2 protein-coding genes are annotated in these 1,357 nt (G+C 65.4%); both read right to left on the bottom strand.

Translation table 11 applies throughout. The features are described from left to right. Positions 1–30: 30 nt before the first annotated feature. Entirely contained in the window at positions 31–933 is a 903-nt protein-coding gene (locus ACIBI9_RS67900) for an IS3 family transposase (RefSeq protein ID WP_397239699.1), read from the bottom strand. A gap of 5 nt (positions 934–938) precedes the next feature. Beyond that, positions 939–1,310 (bottom strand): transposase, encoded by a 372-nt coding sequence (locus tag ACIBI9_RS67895; protein WP_397239697.1) that lies wholly within the window; start codon positions 1,308–1,310, stop codon positions 939–941. Positions 1,311–1,357: the final 47 nt, after the last annotated feature.

The following is a 1,357-nucleotide window of genomic DNA, read 5'->3' as shown; positions in this document are numbered from 1 at the left end:
TGTCAATCCCCTCAAAGCGTGGAGACGGTCCTATGCCACAGCGGCCCTCAGCAGGACCGTTGATGCTTGCCGCTTCTCGATCATCTGACGCTCGAATGTGACAGGGGGCAGCCCGTCGTTGGCACTGTGCCTGCGCTTGACGTTGTAGAAATCCGCGATCCAGGTCGCGACCTTCAGCCGGGCCTCCGCGCGGGTGCGGAAGTGGTGCCGGTATACGAACTCGACCTTCAGGGTGCTGTTGAGCGATTCGGCTGCTCCGTTGTCGAGCGCGCACCCGACCCGGCCCATCGACTGCACCACCCCGTGCTTGCGGCATTCGGCCTGGTAGCGGGCAGCTGTGTACTCCGAGCCGCGATCCGAGTGGAAGATCACCCCGTTCACGTCGCCGCCGCGCGTGACCACGGCCATCTGCAGCGAGGCGACCGTCAGCGCCGCGTCATGGTGCTCCGACATGGCGTAGCCGAGCAGCCGGCGAGAGAACAAGTCCTCGACCGAGGCCAAGTACAGCGGCCCCTCATCGGTGCGGATCAGCGTGACATCGCCGACCCACAGCACGTCTGGAGCGACCGCGGTGAACTTCCGGCGCACCAGATCCGGCGCGGCCGGTCGCTTGCCCTGCCGGGTCAGCGAACGGGGCTTCTTCGGCCTGCGGCCGGCCAAGCCGAGTTCGGCCATCCGCTTGGCCACGGTGTTCTCCGACAGCTTCCAGCCCTCGGCCCTCAGGTCCTGGGTGATGCGTGGCGACCCGTAGGTGCCACCGGAGGCGGCAAAGTGCCGTCTGATCTCCTCGTCTAGATGGGCGCGCCGCTCTTGTCGAGCTGTTGGCCTGCGGTTCTTCCATTTGTAGAACCACGAGGGCGATACTCCCAGCGCACGGAAGCAGATCTTGTGGGGGACACCAAACTCGGCCCTTTGGGACTCGATGAACTCCACCACGGTTATCGGTTCAGCGAGTCCTTGACCCATAGGACCACGGATCGTTTGAGGACATCACGCTCGTCCTCCAGCTCCGCGCGTTCCTTCTCCCAGGCGGCCTTCTCCTTGGCGTGCTGCTTGACCAGCTCGGCCTTCTCCCGCCGCAGCCGCGCCAGCTCCTCCTGCTCGGACTCCTTCAGCTTGCCGCCTCCGTTGCCGTCCCGCCCGACCTGCCCCGTTGCGTGCCGGTCCATCTGCACCCAGTTGTGCAGCGTGTACTCGTTGATACCCAGGTCCCGCGCGATGTGCGCGACGGGTTTGCCGGTCTCCTTGACGATACGCACCGCCCCAGCCCGGAACTCCGGATCAAAGCGACGCCTCGTGGTTCCTGCCAAGACCAAACCTCTCTTGGTTCGGTCTCCACGTTACGAGGGGAAGCCCG

The organism is Nonomuraea sp. NPDC050451 (assembly GCF_044458585.1).
This window is presented reverse-complemented; position numbering and strand designations above follow the sequence as displayed.